The sequence below is a fragment of the Nostoc sp. PCC 9305 genome (genome assembly GCF_963920915.1).
Classification (GTDB): Bacteria; Cyanobacteriota; Cyanobacteriia; order Cyanobacteriales; family Nostocaceae; genus Nostoc.
Genome location: NZ_CAWUDN010000054.1, coordinates 25127 through 42427 on the forward strand (window position 1 = coordinate 25127; position 17301 = coordinate 42427).

The following is a 17301-nucleotide window of genomic DNA, read 5'->3' on the forward strand; positions in this document are numbered from 1 at the left end:
AATGTCATCTCAAAATAGCATCCAAGCCTTTATTCAAATACTTAATTCACAATCACAGTTAATTTCTTTACTAGATTGGGAAGAATTACAAGAAATATCTAGCAATTTCCCAGAAGATGACGATGAAGAAATTGCCGAAACATTAGAGGATTGGTTACAAGCAGCATCTCGCAGTCAACTGTTAGCAGCTTACGAAGAAAACCTCGAAATAATTACTGCTGAATCTTCTATTGATGTAGGTAAAAACTTAGGGATAGCTAACAGTAAATCACAGACACCACCAGATAAACCCAGCCCATCCTCAAAGGAATTGTTAGACAATGCTATTAAACACAACGCGCCTTTATCAGACAAGCCAAAATCTCAACCAACACAGTGAAGAATTTTAGCCTCAGTCTCTACGCCTTTCATCTCCGCCACACCCTCACCCATCTTCCTGATGAAGTTGTGGCAGATGCCCATTTATTATGGGACAATTTTGTGAAATTGGGAGAGAATACCCTTACCTTTCCCGGCTTAAAAGATTTGCGCTCAAAACTAGTTTCTTATCATCATGGTGTATACACACCCCAGCAAGAAATAGCCATCAAAAGTGAATGGTTAAGCATTTCAGGAAAAGATTTAGACTTAGGTAGTCTCCCCACCCCAGCCGGATTTAACATTAACGCTAATCTTCAGCCATTCTTACTTAATGACACCTACGCTGTTGATTTAACTTTATTTCCCGAATTACCAAACACCGAAATAGACATCCCCCAACTGCAACATTTTCAACCCCAATCTTTATTACCCGCTAATATTCAAGCATCATTAGGACAAACATTATCAGTTTATGGAGAAGTAGAACCCAGTGAAGATTGTGAGACTTTAGCACAAAAAATTGCCATAGCCTTAGTAGCAGGAACTAGTTTAAATTCTCCCACATTAATACACAAGAGAGAACTGTTTGAGAGTTTATTATTTGAATACCAAGCACTTGACACCAATGCACCAGATAACCCTGCTAAACAGTGTCAGATTTTAATAGTTATCAATAATAATCAGTCACCAACAGCACAACTCGCAACAGCAGCGTATGACTGGTTATTGAACTTACTTTGTATCTATCATAAAATCCTTTATATTTATCAACTAGCGCGTCAACGCTATGGAGAAGGGAGAAAAATTTACAGCGATTTAGAAAATAAAATCCAACAATTTAACAATCTGCTAACTGCAAATCAACCAAATTTATCTGCATTAAAAAACTTAATATCCCAAGTTCCGCAAACAAGCTTAGACTACACCAGATGCTATCAAGATTTAGAAACCCACCATACAGCAATTACTACTAACATTACTAATTACAAAACCTGCTTGGATAATATTAAAGCCATTAATAACGGCAATATTCCCCAATCTTGGGAAGATTTTTTCAACAAAGAGTGTCAAAAATGGCAAAAACAAATTCAAACAGATATTGACTATCTTGCTCCAGGTAAAGAATTATTTGGGCAGTTAGTTGATACAATTAGAGGTGTAGTAGAAACAGAACAAGCAGAGAGCGATCGCTCTTTAGAACGCACAATCCAAGTATTAGGTATAGCCTTTGGTGGCGGAGCAATAGTTTCTGGTGTTGTTACCGGACACATAGATAAACCATTCGCACCAATTAATTTCAAGTACCCACTTCACCCCTTGGTATCATCCTTGCTGTTGAGTTTTCTAGCTACAGCCTTTTTTTGGTTGATAGCGTGGTGGGTTACTAAACGTAAGTGGCGTTAGGATAAGTTATCTAACCCATACAATGTAAACATGAGGAAAAATTAGGCGTTTATACTAAACTTCTACAACTTTAATTCCAGACTAAAATTCCCGAACAATATCTTGCCCAATTCCTTAAAATCTGACCCAAACAACTGGGATACACTAATCTTCGCCTTCTCGCACACAGGAATAATCAACTTCACTAAATGATAAGGTTGACTTTGATTTGTTCTTGAGGCTATCCTCAACGATTCCATGATTCCCCCTAAATCTCCCAATAACTTCACATCCTTTCCAATTGCTTGTTCAAACACTAACAAAATCAATTGTAATTTTCGCGTTAACTCGATTGGGATGGGTTTGTAACCTAATTGGGGAGTAAGTGCAATTAATTCGCTAATTCCTTGAATATTAACTTGATATTTCTCTATTTCCTCTTCGCCTTTAATTTCTTGCCCTAACCACCCGTAACAACGAGAGCAAAATCCCGCAGGTGAAAACCTAGCCATCACAGGTAAACGGGCACCACAATGAGGACATTCTTCTATTAATCGCTGTTTGTGAATCAAACAAAATTCTACATCCTTAAATGACCATGATAATGGTTCATAGATAGTTTTGTTCTCCTGCATCCACTCTTCCCAACAACAAGGACACCAAGCGCGATAGTTCCGAAATAATCCCTTGTCATAAATCATTCCTTTCCAGCTTAAAAGGGTCAAAAAGCGTAAATCCTGACGCATTGTTAACTCTTCTAAGACAGTGACTAACTTTTCTGTCATTTCTCGCATTCCGTTAATAGCCGGTTTAGCATCGCTATTTCCCAATAAGTGACTCAGGTTTTTTGTCAATAGCTCAGATTTATCCTCAAAGATGAGGATAAGTGGCGCAATTTCTCCCATAACGAGCTTTTGAGAGGTTAAACAGTGCGCCTGTGCTAAACGATGGAGATAGCTACTAAGACTTTCTGCGTAGGGAGTTCCCACCGCCACAGGTTCAAGAGAGAATAACCGACTCCGTTGCGGGATTTCTGGAGGTTTTAAACTCCAATGTTCTGAGTAAATTGTCATCCCTCTTGGATTAACCTAAACGCTGGTACTTTAGTTTTAACAGCTAAATTTTAGGGATTAGTTTCCGATTCACTCTTAACCTCGATGCCGTAATTAACAAAGAGGTCGGAGACAGATATCTCCAAAGCTGCGGCTAACTTAACAATATTTTTTAACGAAGGGTTACGCTCTCCGGTTTCGATTCCTGAGATGTAGTTGCGATGAAGTCCTGACTTTTCAGCCAGTTCTTCTTGGGATAAATCTAACTCTCGCCTTCGCCGCCTAATGGCTTTGCCAAAGCGGTACTCAATACTGGGGTGTTTTTGCGTCACAAAACAATACTGAACCAGTATCACCATTAAATCTATCTACTATAAGTGGACTTTTGCACAATATAAGTGTTATAAAGTTAAGTAGTATAGCATCAAGCAAGCAAGTTCCTAACTTTATGGTCTTATTTTGATAGATTCATAAAATAAAGCGCTTTGCGCTTACTAAGGAGTATATGAAAGAGCAATTTGAACAATGGGTTGCTCGCCTTCAAATATCCGAGGCAGGGCAAAAAATTATTGAGAAAGTTCGCTCATCTGAGCCATCCCGTCGCGTTGGTGGCGGTAGTAAGAATGTTTCGGGACGCTACCCTAGTCGCAAGATGGGAGTCACGATTCAATTTGAGTCTCATCGGGTTGAACTGCCAATTATCTATCAGTTAGAACATGATGAAGATGTTCTAGAATTCTACGATCAACCACCGCAAATTAAACTTGACTATCAAGCAAGTAACGGACGTAGATTAGGCATTTTACACACCCCAGATTTATTTGTCATCCGAACCAATTCGGCTGGTTGGGAAGAATGTAAAACTGAGCATGATTTGAAAAAACTAGCAGAGAAAAACCCCAATCGTTACTTTTACTCTCAAGAAGATAATCAATGGCATTGTCCGCCAGGAGAAGACTATGCTAACCAGTTTGGGCTTTATTACCGCATTCGCTCAGATCGCGAAATCAATTGGGTTCTGCAACGTAATCTGCAATTTTTAGAAGATTATTATCGCTCAGAATCTCTAGTAGTGGAAGAAGCGATCGCTCAATCATTACTTGCAGTTGTGTCATCTCAACCAGGAATCACTTTAGCAGAATTACTCAATCGGTTAACAGGAGCTAAATCTGACGATATCTACACCTTAATTACTCAAGAGCAAATCTATATTGATTTAAATGCTACACCACTTGCTGAACCAGAAAGATGTCTAATCTTCCGTGACGAACAAACTGCTAGTGCTTATAGATTACTGGTTGAGCAACCAAGTGTAAGTCTTCCGGCTATCTCTCCTGTAGTCAATATTGTTACCGGAACGCTTGTTAGTTGGGACGGCAAAGGTTTAAATATCATCCATGTTGGAGAAACAGAGGTTATACTTGGCGCAGAAAATAATCAGTTAATTGAACTCAAAAAAGCTATATTTGAGAATCTGGTTCGCCAAGGAAAAATCACAAGTCTCCAAACACCAGAAAAAACAGCTATTAGCACAGAATCTTGCCAGCGATTTTATCAAGCTAGTCCTGAAGACCAAGCAGAAGCTCTTGAACGCTACAGAACTATCGAACCTTACTTAAAGGGCCATCCCCCAGAAAACGAAACAATACCAGCCCGTACCATTCGTGACTGGAAAGCTAAATATCTAACTGCAATTCAAAAATACGGTTGCGGCTACATTGGGCTTTTGTCCCATCGCAGTGTTAAAGGTAATCGTCAGCGCAAGCTGCCCGAAGACACCTTAGCAATTATGGAGAAGTTTATTTTAGAAGACTATGAAACTCTTAAACAAAAAAGAATGTGGGAGGTTCACGCGGCTTTAGTTCGAGCTTGCGAACAAGCTGGTGTAATTGCTCCGAGCTATAAAGCATTTACCAAAGAAGTACAACGCCGGACTGGTTACGAACAGACTAAAAAACGCCAAGGTCGTCGTGCCGCTTATCAGCATGAATCCTTCTATTGGGAACTTGCTATAACTACCCCAAGACACGGCGATCGCCCTTTTGAAATTGGGCATATAGATCATACTGAGTTAGATGTAGAGCTAGTTTGCTCTGATACAGGTCGCAATCTTGGCAGACCTTGGGCAACATTTCTCGTAGATGCTTATTCACGGCGATTGCTGGCAGTTTACCTAACGTTTGACTCACCCTCATATCGTTCTTGCTTAATGGTGCTAAGAATTTGTGTCAAGCGTCACGGCAGGCTTCCCCAAATTTTAGTGGTAGATAACGGTGCAGAGTTTCACAGCGTTTATTTTGAAACACTACTAGCTACTTTTGAATGTACAAAAAAGCAAAGACCCCCAGCCAAAGCTCGTTTTGGTTCGGTTTGCGAACGCCTATTTGGAACTTCCAATACTCAATTTGTCCATAACTTACTCGGTAATACACAAATAACTCGTAATGTCCGCCAAGTCACAAAGTCAGTTAACCCTAAAAATCAAGCTGTATGGACACTTGGTTTACTTTATGAATATCTTTGTGCTTGGGCTTACAAAGTTTACGATACAGACGAACATCCGGCACTTTTCCAGAGTCCGAGGGATGCGTTTGCTGCGGGTATAGCGATTGGAGGCAGTCGGGTTCACCGCATGATTCCTTACGATGAAAACTTTCAGATTCTTACTTTACCTACAACCTCAGAGGGAAAAGCAAAAGTTCAAGTCGGACGTGGCGTAAAAATTAACTCAATCTACTACTGGTCTAATAGTTTCCGCGATCCTCAAATTGAAAATACCTCTGTGCAGATAAGATACGACCCGTTTAATATTGGTATCGCTTACGCCTTTGTTCGAGGACAGTGGGTACAGTGTATCTCTCAATATTATGCAGAACTCCAAGGTCGTTCAGAAAAAGAATTGAAGTTAGCTAGTATCGAATTACGCAAACGCTCTTCAAATCATGCACAACAATCTAAAGTTTCGGCTAAGAATTTAGCAGAATTTTTAGCATCGGTAGAAGCTCAAGAAGCTCTATTAGAACAGCGTTCCTATGATGCAGAAGTTAAGGAAGTCTTTAGAGTAATTGAGGGTGGAAAAGCGACAACAAGCCGTAACGAACAACCAAAACTTATTCAAGTTACTTTTGCTAATACCGATTCTCAAGCGGATGAAGACGAAGCGATCGTCCCAGAAACACTTGTAGTGTATGAGGAATTTTAATTATGACAAGACTTAATGGATTTCCTCTTGAACTCCTCACACAACCTACTACAGAAAGGCTTGCTTACTTTAAGGATTACACCGTAGCGCATCCTCGACTTAAAGAAGTCTATGAAATTCTCATGCGAACAATTGCCGAACCCGCAGGAGCATCATTTATCTTTGTTTATGGCCCTAGCGGTATCGGTAAAACAACTTTGTGGCTCCGTGTTGAGCAGAAATTAAAGGAACTGGCATTACCTAAACTGGAAAGCGATCGCGCTCGTGTTCCTGTTGTTGGTATTGAAGCTGTAGCCCCAGAATCGAGATACTTCAACTGGAAAGAATACTACACACGCGCCTTAATTACCTTGGAAGAACCATTAATCGATCACAAGTTTGATTACGGTGTGCGTGGTATCTCTCGCGATAATTTTGGCAAAATTAGTGTTGAGTCAAAAGTAGTTGCACCTGCTCTACGCAGAGCTTTAGAAAATGCTCTCATCCATCGTCATCCAGACGTATTTTTTGTAGATGAAGCACAACATTTTGGTAAGGTGGCAAGCGGATACAAGCTACAAGATCAATTAGACTGTCTCAAATCTTTAGCAAATATGACAGGAATCTTGCACTGTCTATTAGGAACATACGAACTACTTACATTCCGTAATTTAAGCGGTCAACTCTCACGTCGTAGTGTTGATATTCATTTCCGCCGTTATTGTGCTGATAGTCCAGAAGATGTACAGGCTTTTAAGAGTGTGTTGTTAACTTTTCAACAGCATCTGCCACTAGCAGAAACTCCAAATTTAGTCGATCGTTGGGAATATTTTTACGAACGTACTTTAGGATGTATTGGCACACTGAAAGATTGGCTAACACGCGCTCTTAAAGATGCTCTAGATCGAGAAGCAACAACAATCACTCTCAAAGATTTACAAAAACGTGCTTTGTCGGTTTCTCAGTGTCAGAAAATGTTCAAGGAAATTCAAGAGGGTGAACGACAATTATCTGAAACAGAAGCAGATGTGCAAAACTTACGCTCTCTTTTAGGACTGGGAATGAAACCAATTGGGCTACCAGAAGAAACCCCAAAAACTACTCGTCCGCCAGGAAAGGTTGGCAAACGCAAACCAAAAAGAGACCCTATTGGAGTGCAGCAAGATGTTAACTAATGAACTAACAACATACGAATCTTGGGATCTAAAAAAGGTTACTATTCCATCTCGCAGTCATTTGTATCAATTAGATCCTATTGGAATTAGAACACAACTGGTGGAAAGCCTTACAGGGTATATAGAAAGATTAGCGGAGGCTCATTGTATATCTCCAGATGTATTAATTTCACGAACAATCACACCACTACTAAAACAAATATTTTTGAAATCTCGAACTAGTAGAGATTTACGTTCTCTTTTCGACCGTGCCACAGCTATAAATGGTACAGGAAATATAGCAATAGATTTAGTACAAGCACTTCAGAAGCTAACGCTTATAGAAGATTTGCACTTGCTGACCCTGCTATTTTGGTCTGAAATTATTCCCACGCGCAATTTGTTTCGTACCAAAAGTGCTTGGTGTACTGTATGTTACGAAGAATGGCGTTTAGCTAAACAAGTAATTTATAAACCACTACTTTGGACTATAAATTCAGTAAAAGTATGTCCTTTACACAAAATATATCTACGTTTGCAATGTCCTCATTGTCAGCAGAAATTACCACTACTAAGTTGGCGATCGCGGCCTGGTTACTGTTCCAAGTGTGGTGGTTGGCTAGGTATGAATCTTCCTGTCAAGTCCTCCTCAGAACTTACGGATTGCTCAACTTTATCTAAAGAAGAATTACATTCGCAAACTTGGATAGTAGAGGTTATTGGAGAATTAATTTCTTCCACCCCATCTTTTAACTCCCCACCAGCAAAAGAAGAAATTGCCAAATCTTTGAGTCTAGTCATAAATGCAGTGACTAATGGCAATATAGCTGAGTTTGCCCGTTTGATGGGAATACCGAAGAATACTTTATGGATGTGGCAGACGGGTAAAGCTTTACCAGTGCTTGATATACTTCTCAAAATTTGTTATCGCTTAGAAATATCTCTACTAGATTTACTAAAACCAGAACAACTTGCTGCTAAATCTTTTACGAAAATCTCACACAAAACCATTCGGCGATCGCCCACACTAAGAGCATCTCCAAAACTTTTCGACGCTAATCAAGTACAAGATACCTTGCTAGCAATCCTTGCAAGCGACAACCAGCCACCACTGACAATGGAAGAAGTAGCTACAGGTTTAGGATACAATAGGCGGACAATTTTCAGCCACTTTCCAGATTTATGCCGTGCCATTTCTGCCAAATACCGTGGTTATGGTAAAGCATGTCACACAGAAAAGATACAGCAGTCTTGCAGAGAAGTTAAGCAGATTGTACTTAAGTTGCATAATCAAGGAGAATACCCCTCAGAAGCTCGTGTGTCTGAAATAATGACTCATCCTGGATATCTCCGTTACAAACAGGTTCGTGCTGCTTTAAATGAAACACGACGTGAAATTGGAGTGTAAAGCTATTAGACTTAAAAGGGCAGAGTAAGTTGGCTTCTTTCTTTACACCTGGAAAATTGGAAGCATAACTTTGCCGCCCCTTATTGGAACCATAAGCTTGCCGTTGCGGCAAAGTTATGGGTAAAGTCACATCTGAAACCCTTACTGTATATGGATTTTAAATGGACGTAACTGGATTCGAACCAGTGACCTCTACGATGTCAACGTAGCGCTCTAACCAACTGAGCTATACGTCCTTAACCACACAATTATCAATATTAGCATACACTTCTCTGATAAAGCAAGATAAAATACCAAATCAGACAAACTCTATCACTCCCTAAGTAATCAAGCGCAGATGATGTGAAGTATTTGTTTGATTTGTAAAAAGGTTGCACCACTTGCTACAAATCAAACAAATAAGTCAAATCCTTTTTCCTTTTGCCTCCAGCAAGACTGCTTGATTTTCTGCAAGCGTCTTTAAGTTTCTCGAATCCAAAATGCCAATCCTCCCCCACGACCGCGAGCTGCAATGAAATCTTTTGTCACTAAAAAGAAGCCAAAGAAGGGTAGTTTAGCTATAGGTTGGTTGTAGAAATCTTCTGTTTTAACTTTACCAGCACGGATTGCTCTGTTGTAAATAACACGACCCAACAAATTGATAATCATCTGATTAAAGTCAAAGGCCAATAAATTTTTCTTCCCGAAATATTGCACTGGCCCCGTGAGCTTCAGTGAAACTGGATTAAGCTCAACCTGATTAGCAATTTCGCCTCTGCCTGAATCCTGTTCCAAAGTGGCATTAAAGGAAACATGGATTGCCATGAACCTGGGTACATAGAAACCGTTGCCTAATACAATTCCGCCGCTACCTCTGTTTTTCTTAGTGCCAGTGACAAAGCAAAGTTGCCATTTACCGAGCAGAAACTCAAACGGATAAGTCAATTTTTGTTGCTTGGCAGTTTTTTCTGCTTGTAGCAATGCCTTTACTAATATTTCAGCACTAGGGCGTATACTTTTTGGTTCTCTATACTTAGCCGCAGCCTGGGATAGCACGTTAATAAAGTCAAATGTCGCTTTAGGTGTTAAATTAGCCGTCATGAAGCCACTCTGGATTTAACTATTTCTTGATTTTCTGATAGATTGTAGCGTTCATCCGCAAGAAGACACATCTTTCAAGCGTAGTATCCACTAGAAGTACGTCGCTCGATTTATGACTCCATATTTCTTATCTTCACCAAGGATTACCAACCATTGTAAATCCAGCCCAATAATAAGGATGCATAAGTGATTCATCAGCACTGTCAGCAGGTAAAGGCAAGTTCCCAACGACTCCCAAACCTTGTACTTGTCCATCCTTTACGTAAATTTGCCCTTTGGCCATAGCTACCTGAGCCTCTCTGAGGGCTTCTGCTTTAATCGGGGCTGTCTTTAAGTTCTCATAAAATTTCGTCATCAACGCTGCTGTCCCAGCATCATTAACCGACCAAAGACTCGCAACACTAGTTTTCACACCTGCCAGCACTGCTAAACCTGCAAATCCTAGTTCGGATTCTTCATCACCCAAAGCTGTTCTACAAGCACTCAACACCAGCATTTCAACTTCGGGTTCATTCAGCCGCAACTGTCGTAGCTGATTCAAGCGTAACTTGTCTTCCCACAGTTGAATATAGGAATTACTCAAAGCGCCAGTGGCAAAATCGGCATGGGTTGCCATGTGAATAATTCCAAAAGGTTGTTGGCGGCGGATCGTTTTGAGATTTTCTAAAGTGGCTTGCTTGTCTAACAATAATTTGCCCTGCCAGAGTTTAGATACTAGTGTTGATAACTCCAGAGGGACTGCTGGTAAAGGCTCTTGTCCCTGAGTACTCTGAGAAACCCCCAGCGCTAAAACTTGAGATTTTTTGATGTCTTTATAGAGGGTATTAGTCAGACTAAGACTAGGCATTAAGCCAATACTGTATTTTTCTACTAGAAATCTTTTACCATCGTGAAGTGCTGCCATTGGGGTTGAACGTAACCCAATGTCTGGTAAAAAGACCAGATTGTTGATTTCTCTCGCCTGTAAATCTGCCTCTAATGGTGCAATAATCCAGCGATAAAGTTGTTGAGATGAACGCAAATAACCGGTGCGACGACGGTTTTGTGGACTAACGATTTGGTCACGAAATTCTTGAGCTACTTGCAGAACTTTGGCTTTAGTTGTTTCTGGGATGCGCTTGCGGATAGGATTACCTTTTCCGGTTACTACTAATACTTCTAGTTGATCGCTATCCTTTTCTGCTACGGTATTTAACGGTTTCGTAAATTTTTGAGCTTTGCCTAAATTTCCCTCTGGTAGAATTTCTATAGGGACAAAACTGATGTATATAAATGCAGGTTTAACACCAGTAGCTTCTTCAATTTTGCGAGCAATTTCTTTGGCATCATCTAGTGTTTTTATTCTAGGGGTAGGTATGCCTAAATGGTCGGCAAAATCATCTGTGAAATTATCTTCGGGAGTGGGGTTGGTATTAAGAACGGGGTTATCAATCTTAGGATTATTGAGGACAGGGTTATTCGGTTTACTTGGTAGATTGCATTGGAATGTGCAGGGGTCAGGATTCGGAGTTTCAAGATTCGGTGTCTCAGGATTCGGTGTCTCAGGATTCGGAGTCTCAGGATTCGGAGTCTCAGGATTCGGAGTAGGAGTTTGACTGACGTTGATTCCTATCTGTACAGGTGCAGAAGAGGAAACGCCGTCATTTGCACTAATTACAAAGGCATTTAGTGACCCATTTGTATCTGCTGGAGGTGTGTATACCAAAGTATCGCCGCTAGATAAGGTTGTAACACCAGGGATGACGGGAACGCCATTGACAGTGATATTTCCCGTATTCACGACATCGACCTTGATGGACGTGATGTCATTATTACCATCGCTGACCAGCGGAGCCAAACTAGAGAACGTTAAGGTCACTGGTTGATTGGTCTGGGTATCGGGTAGCGATGAGTTTGCTGTTAATGTCGGCGGTGTGTTGACAGATGTAATGGTGATGCCGGTTGGAGTACCGTTAGCATCTCCGCCATTAGGTAAAACTGGAAAGTTACTTAAAGCGGTGATTGAAGTTCCCCCCGTATTAAGTGTTCCGGCTGTGCCGTTGATACTTGCATTACCGACGATAAAATCTACATTATCTCGCCCACCATCATGTTGAATTGTGATAGTACCTCCCGCTAAAGGTTGAACGTTAGGAATTCCTCTCAGATCAAAAAATCCACCAGTAGCGATGGTGTTACCTGCTGCTGTTCCTTGAATTAGTCCGTTCGTCAGCACTTGTACATCGCCACCTTTGACTGTGTTACCATTAAAAAAATCTGTTATACCCTGAGTATTAATACTGGTAAAAATAATTTTACTGTCAGATGTATTGGTAGTCTTTAGGGTAACGTTGCCACCTGTAGCACTTGCAATACCATTGACGTTAGTAGCTGTTGCTGAGGCATCAATACTGTCATTCACGGTGATATTATCTCTGGCAGTTAAACTAACTGCACCAGATTTAGCTGTAAAATCTCCACCTGGTACTGTCTTTGATGCAGATGAGTTAATGGCCCTTGTGGTAATACTGCCTGCGGTGGTTGTTACGACTACATTGCCGCCTGTACCTGAGTTATTGCCATTAGTTGCAGAAGAATTAATTCTACCTGTGATGATGTCGCCTGTGGCACTTAAATTCACCGCTCCAGCTATAGATGTACCACCATATCCAAACCCAGTTGTATCCAAATTTCCCAATAATAGGCTGGCTCCCGATATGATGCTAATGGCTCCTCCGGTTGTCTTGATTGTGTTGGCAGGATTAGCAAAGTTTACAGAACCATTTTGTGAAGACAGGTTGAAGCTACCGCCATTGCCCAAGTTTAATGTAGCGACACCAAGGGTAGTTACTAAAGGCGTAGCTCCGGTGATGTCGTTGATGGTAATATTACCTGTAGCTTGTAAGTTGATATTTGCACCCAGTCCTAAAGCTGCGATCGCACCCCAAGAAACGGTATTAGCTCCAATATCTGGATCGTTAAAGGCAATATTATCAGCTGTGCCATCAAAACTACCCGTCCCTGCTGTACCATCGATAATAGTAAGTGTGCTGGGGTCTATTAATAACGTCCCAAAGCCGCCATTGGCGGCTGAAGTATCTACCAAACCGTTGAAGGTCAAGGAATTTTTGCCTGATACTTCTACAAAACCACCATTGCCGACATTTGTTCCGCCACGAGCCGAGATGTTGCCATAATATTGGGTTGTGTCGTTACCCCAAACAATTACGCGTCCGCCGTTTCCATTCAAATTGCTATCAGCATTAATGACGGAGTTAGAGTTAATATCAGTCTGATCGGCGTTGGGTAAAGTCCCCTTACCTTGGTAATCACCACCAATTAGCACAGTACCGCCCCCATTGGTTCCAGAGGCGTTAATGTTGGCATTAATCACCCCGACTCGTTTACCCAAAGCAGTTACCGTACCGCCTGTTTGACTTGATACATCCACAACTCCAGAAACAATAGTTGTCCCTGGTGTTGTGGGAATTGTCACATTAGAGGCTGTTAATTTTACAGTCCCATCAGGATTAGCAGTTAACCCTGTGTTTCCAACTGTGAGCAATTCGGGTAAAGATTTAATGGGAATTGTCCAGTTATTGGGTTGGCTGCTACTAGAGGCGAGGGGCTGAATTTCTAGACTCAAGAGATTTCCTGGCTGACTGAGACGCACCCAATTTTGTCCTGGTACTGATGTAACGTTAATCTGCCCTCCCGGTGCTGAAAGTTGCCCAGTGTTGACTACAGTACCGCCCAATAAATTCAAATTTTGCCCAGTACCTACTGTCAAATTTCCAGTATTGGCGATCGCTCCTGCTTGGTTTGTACTAAAGGCAAATCCGTTGGGGTTTCCAACTAAATTAGTGTAGTCATTAACACCGATAGCGTTAAACCAACTGCTGCCAAAACCAATGCCGTTAGCTGTTGTCACCGTGAAAGCACCAGGCACATTTAAACTGGCGTTTGCTCCAAAAATAAATCCGGCTGGATTCATCAAAAAAAGGTTAGGATTGCCACCTGTTACCTGAATTAAGCCATTAATAACCGAAGCATTTCCGCCTGTAATTCGACCAAGGATATTTTGCAGCGCTGGACTAGCTTGAAAATTGGCGATTTGTTCTGGTGAAATCCCAAATTGCTGAAAGCTGTGGAAAAGATTTGCACCATCTTTAGAGGTTGTACCACCAGTGATATCGAGTCGATTGCCGTTGGGTGTAACAATTGTGTTTGTCCCATCGTTAGCAGGAACTATTTGTTGTGCTTGGGCTAATCTAGGACTTACCAATGAGGCAATAACTAGGACTGAAGCGGCGATATGAGACAATAAGGATTTTTTGCGCCGCAATATAAAGCGACCCGTGGGTAATTCTACATCGATTTGTAACTTATCTGCTAATCCGCGTCGCCAGAGTGCTTGAGCGATCGCTCGCTTAGACCAGAGTATTTGTTCTTTTTGTCTAGTAACAGAGATGCTTTGAGAATGATTTCGATATAAGTAGAGAGGCTCTTTGACTCGTAGCACTTGGGCTACTTCTGAAAGTCGCAGACATAGGTCGTAATCATAAGCACTACCAGCAAAGGACGCGTTGACACCTCCCACGCGGTTGTAAACAGATCGCCGCATCAAGCGGAAGTGAAACGTCATGAAATTTACCAACAAACCTTCTTGAGAGTAAGGTATGTTACAACGATCGCCATAGCCGATAACTTTGCCGTCTCGATCAATATTTAAGTAGTCGGTGTAAACAAATCCCGTTTCTGGATAACGGTTGAGGACTGTAGCGGTTTGGGCAAGGGCGGTAGGGGCTAGGATATCATCACTGTCTAATATACCGATGTAATTGCCGCTAGTTTGGCTAATCGCCGCCTTGCAAGCCGCAGCAACTCCCTGATGGTGTGCTTGAACTACCCGCACTCGCCCATCTTGTTGAGCATATCTGTGAGCGATCGCCACCGATTTATCTGTGGAGCCATCATCCCAAATTAATAGCTCAAAGTCTTGCCATGTCTGCGCTAAGACACTAGCGATCGCTTCTTCAAGGTAAGACTCCCGATTGTAATTGACGATGACAATGGAAATCAGTGGTGACATCGAAGTTTTCCCAAGTTTTCTACCTGTTACCACAATATAATGCTAAGGGCTATCACTTAGAAGAAATCGCTGGTAATTATAGTTTTAGTTACAAATCTTTTGAAATTTGAATATCAAAAATATGATATTGAAATATTCATACAGCCATAACATACTCCAAAATCAAAATCAGCCCAGTCGTTATATAAGGCACTCCACTGAAGAGAAATGAGAAAAGAAACAGAAACTGGTGTTCAGCCTAGAGCAACGACTCAGCAAAGAATTGTCTATTTATCTCATCAGTTAGACACTTGGCGCAGTTTGGCAATTACTAAATGCAGTAAGCACAGTTTCAGCTTTCGGTGCGGCTTGTTAATTCTGCCTGCGGTCTGGATTGTAACTGCAAATGGACTGAGAGCTAGAGCTAATATTTTTACACCGGACTCGGTTCCAAATAGTAGTCAGTCAGAGTTACAAATAGTACAAGAAACAGAAACTACTCCAGCAACTAACCCACAACCAGAAACACCACAACGCATTCGGGTTCGCAAAATCCAGGTTGTAGGTAGCACAGTTTTTAAGGAAAATGATTTTAATCCAGTAGTGAAACCGTTTGAAGAACGGGACTTAACTTTAGAAGAAATCAGACAAGCCGCCGATGCCGTTACCCAACTGTACCTAAATAAAGGCTATATAAATTCCAGAGCGATTCCAGACACTCAACAATCTAGTACCGCAGATGGTGTTGTGGTAATTCGGGTGTTGGAAGGACGTTTGACAGAGATTGACATCCAAGGAACGCGACGATTAAACCCATCTTATATTCGTAGTCGCATCCAACTAGGTGCTGGTATTCCTCTGAATACTGGTAAGCTCGAAGAACAGTTGAAATTATTGCGACTCGATCCCTTATTTACCAATGTGGAAGCGAGTTTGCGTCCAACGGGTAAAGTTGGTCAAAGTATTCTCATTGTTAGAGTTGAAGAGGCAAAAACTTTAATTGGTAGTTTGGGTGTAGATAATTATTCGCCTCCCAGTATTGGCGCGGAAAGATTGGGTGTTGAATTGCGATCGCGCAATTTAACCGGTATGGGAGATGAGTTAGCTGGCTCCTATTACCATACACTCTCTGGTGGTTCCGATGCCTTTGATTTTAGTTATCAGGTTCCCGTGAACGCCATGAACGGCAAAGTGCAGATTCGAGCGGCATTTAATCGCAACGAAATTACTGAGCCACCCTTTGATGCCTTTGAAATTCGGGCAAACCAGGATCTTTATGAGATCAATTATCGTCAACCATTGATCCGATCGCCCAAAGAAGAATTTGCCCTATCTTTAGGATTTACCTATCAAGATGGTCAAACCTTCCTGTTTGATAACCTCGCAACCCCCTTTGGCATTGGGCCTGATGCTAATGGCGTTAGCCGCACCAGTGTAATTAAATTTGCTCAAGACTATATCAGGCGCGAACCAAAAGGAGCTTGGTTTTTGCGATCGCAATTTAATTTTGGCGTTGATATATTAAATGCAACTATCAACAATGACCCCATACCCGATGGTCGCTTTTTCAGTTGGCTAGGTCAAATACAGCGCGTGCAGCAACTCAGTAACGATCATTTATTGCTCATCCAAGCAGACTTGCAGTTAACACCAGATAGCCTTTTACCTTCCCAGCAATTTGTGATTGGTGGCGGACAATCGGTAAGGGGATATCGCCAAAATATCCGCTCTGGGGATAATGGATTTCGAGTAGTGATCGAAGATCGGTTTACAGTGCAGCGCAATGAATCTGGATTATCGACAATTCAACTTGCGCCATTTGTGGATATGGGAGCCGTCTGGAATCAGTCTGATAATCCCAATCCGCTACCCAATCAAACTTTTTTAGTGGGCGCAGGCTTAGGATTATTGTGGAATCAGGCAATGGGAATTGATAATCTCTTTTTGCGGCTCGATTATGGATTTCCATTTATCGATCTGAGCGATCGCGGTAATAACGCTCAAGATGATGGCTTTTATTTTAGCCTTCGCTATCAACCCTAACTAAAACCTATGGTAATCATAACTAATTATGCGGACATTGATATTATTTGAGCCGTATTTGAGCTAGCCGATTTTGATCGGTAAAATCCTATTTCACTTACTGCTTTTAGTGTTTTTCGCAAGCAATATGCCATTTGACTTACTCCTTTTGGTAGAGGAGGTACTTAATTCAGTATTTTCCACAGTTAATTACCTGTTCTTCTGCTTTATCCTAATATTGAACTAAAAAATTAACTTCTTTCTTCAGGAATTTTAATTTTATTCTGTGTATATACACAAAGGGAAAAGTTTTAGTTTATAAATTTAAGAAGGAAAGAATTATAAGAGAAAACTTATGACACAACCTAACTCGCAAGACAAAAACAGCTTTCTTTACCCTCGTAGCCGGTATTATGGTAAATTTCAGCCAGAGAATTTGGTGTTTAATGCCAACCTGCAAGAATTCTCTCAAAAAATTAGTTACATCACTTGCCTAGAGACAGGGGGAAAATTGTCTCAGGAAGAGGCTTATGAGCAAATTAAGTCTCTTTGGAAAGAGTTGAAACATAGCAAAAAGCAACTCTCTATTGGCGGAAATAGAGAAATTTAAA

11 protein-coding genes and 1 tRNA gene are annotated in these 17301 nt (G+C 41.2%); 7 read left to right on the forward strand and 5 right to left on the reverse strand.

Annotated features, from left to right (window positions below; all coding sequences use genetic code 11):
- Position 1 precedes the first annotated feature (1 nt).
- Both ACM0OX_RS20185 and ACM0OX_RS20190 read left to right on the forward strand, forming a co-directional pair.
- Entirely contained in the window at positions 2 to 379 is a 378-nt protein-coding gene (locus ACM0OX_RS20185) for a hypothetical protein (protein WP_414516803.1), read from the forward strand.
- A complete protein-coding gene (locus ACM0OX_RS20190; RefSeq protein WP_414516804.1) occupies positions 376 to 1764 on the forward strand; it encodes a hypothetical protein in 1389 nt (462 codons plus the stop codon). Before ACM0OX_RS20185 ends, ACM0OX_RS20190 begins: the two co-directional genes overlap by 4 nt.
- Before the next feature lie 62 nt (positions 1765 to 1826).
- Here the strand turns inward: ACM0OX_RS20190 and ACM0OX_RS20195 are convergent, their stop codons facing one another.
- Positions 1827 to 2816: a TniQ family protein gene (locus tag ACM0OX_RS20195; protein WP_414516805.1), complete on the reverse strand. Its 990-nt coding sequence runs from the start codon at positions 2814 to 2816 to the stop codon at positions 1827 to 1829.
- A gap of 50 nt (positions 2817 to 2866) precedes the next feature.
- The gene (locus ACM0OX_RS20200) at positions 2867 to 3127 is read right to left on the reverse strand and encodes a helix-turn-helix domain-containing protein (protein ID WP_235115745.1); all 261 of its coding nucleotides are present in this window, start codon (positions 3125 to 3127) and stop codon (positions 2867 to 2869) included.
- A gap of 173 nt (positions 3128 to 3300) precedes the next feature.
- Here ACM0OX_RS20200 and ACM0OX_RS20205 point away from each other — a divergent pair, with 173 nt between their 5' ends.
- From ACM0OX_RS20205 to ACM0OX_RS20215, 3 genes are read left to right on the forward strand one after another with little or no spacing between them, the layout of a single operon-like run.
- Positions 3301 to 5997 carry a TnsA endonuclease C-terminal domain-containing protein gene (locus ACM0OX_RS20205; protein WP_414516806.1) on the forward strand — a complete coding sequence of 899 codons (2697 nt, stop codon included), beginning with the start codon at positions 3301 to 3303 and terminating at the stop codon, positions 5995 to 5997.
- Positions 5998 to 5999: 2 nt separating this feature from the next.
- The gene (locus ACM0OX_RS20210; protein ID WP_414516807.1) at positions 6000 to 7151 is read left to right on the forward strand and encodes an ATP-binding protein; all 1152 of its coding nucleotides are present in this window, start codon (positions 6000 to 6002) and stop codon (positions 7149 to 7151) included.
- Entirely contained in the window at positions 7141 to 8538 is a 1398-nt protein-coding gene (locus ACM0OX_RS20215; RefSeq protein WP_414516808.1) for a TniQ family protein, read from the forward strand. Before ACM0OX_RS20210 ends, ACM0OX_RS20215 begins: the two co-directional genes overlap by 11 nt.
- Before the next feature lie 162 nt (positions 8539 to 8700).
- Here the strand turns inward: ACM0OX_RS20215 and ACM0OX_RS20220 are convergent.
- The 3 genes from ACM0OX_RS20220 to ACM0OX_RS20230 form a co-directional block, all read right to left on the reverse strand.
- Positions 8701 to 8774 (reverse strand) — tRNA-Val (locus ACM0OX_RS20220).
- Positions 8775 to 8997: 223 nt separating this feature from the next.
- Positions 8998 to 9618 carry a hypothetical protein gene (locus ACM0OX_RS20225; protein WP_414516809.1) on the reverse strand — a complete coding sequence of 207 codons (621 nt, stop codon included), beginning with the start codon at positions 9616 to 9618 and terminating at the stop codon, positions 8998 to 9000.
- A 133-nt stretch (positions 9619 to 9751) separates the two neighbouring features.
- A complete protein-coding gene (locus tag ACM0OX_RS20230) occupies positions 9752 to 14689 on the reverse strand; it encodes a CHAT domain-containing protein (protein WP_414516810.1) in 4938 nt (1645 codons plus the stop codon).
- Positions 14690 to 14896: 207 nt separating this feature from the next.
- On the opposite strand from ACM0OX_RS20230, the gene ACM0OX_RS20235 reads away from it, so the two are divergent.
- Positions 14897 to 16711, forward strand: coding sequence for a ShlB/FhaC/HecB family hemolysin secretion/activation protein (locus ACM0OX_RS20235; protein ID WP_414516811.1), 1815 nt, complete (start codon positions 14897 to 14899; stop codon positions 16709 to 16711).
- A 334-nt stretch (positions 16712 to 17045) separates the two neighbouring features.
- Positions 17046 to 17300 (forward strand): hypothetical protein, encoded by a 255-nt coding sequence (locus tag ACM0OX_RS20240; protein ID WP_414516812.1) that lies wholly within the window; start codon positions 17046 to 17048, stop codon positions 17298 to 17300.
- The last annotated feature ends 1 nt before the right edge of the window (position 17301 follow it).